Origin of the sequence: Kytococcus schroeteri (assembly GCF_002847825.1) — a bacterium.
GTDB classification, from domain to species: domain Bacteria; phylum Actinomycetota; class Actinomycetes; order Actinomycetales; family Dermatophilaceae; genus Kytococcus; species Kytococcus schroeteri.
Map to the genome: position 1 here is coordinate 1 of NZ_PKIZ01000079.1, position 369 is coordinate 369.

Genomic DNA, 369 nt, shown 5'->3' on the forward strand with positions numbered 1-369 from the left:
CTCCACGAGGACGGCACAGCCCCGGACCGCCGCACTTATCAGGCACTGCGATACACACACCCGCAAGGGCAGCGAACCCTGGCCCATGGGGCACAGATCCTGGTCAACTACCTCGGACGGGGAGAGACTGGCGCTGTCCTCCACGCGCCGGGCGATGCCGCCTGCCAGTGGACGGATTACCTGGTGGAGGCCGATGTGTGACGCTGATCGCAGCGCGGGCATCGATCTCGCATCCGTGCCGCTGGCGAAGGCAACCATCGTCACCGGCCGAAGTGACGGACAGCCTGGCGACACGCTGCTTCTTACCTACCACCTGGTTCTGGTCGATGGTTGGTCGCGTGCAGTGATGCTGCAAACCTTCCTCGAGAG

At 64.8% G+C, this 369-nt stretch carries 1 protein-coding gene; it reads left to right on the forward strand.

Going from position 1 to position 369, the window contains the following annotated elements; genetic code table 11:
- On the forward strand, positions 1 to 201 hold a 201-nt coding region (locus CYJ76_RS12980; protein ID WP_238138238.1), incomplete at its 5' end, for a hypothetical protein.
- Positions 202 to 369 lie beyond the last annotated feature (168 nt).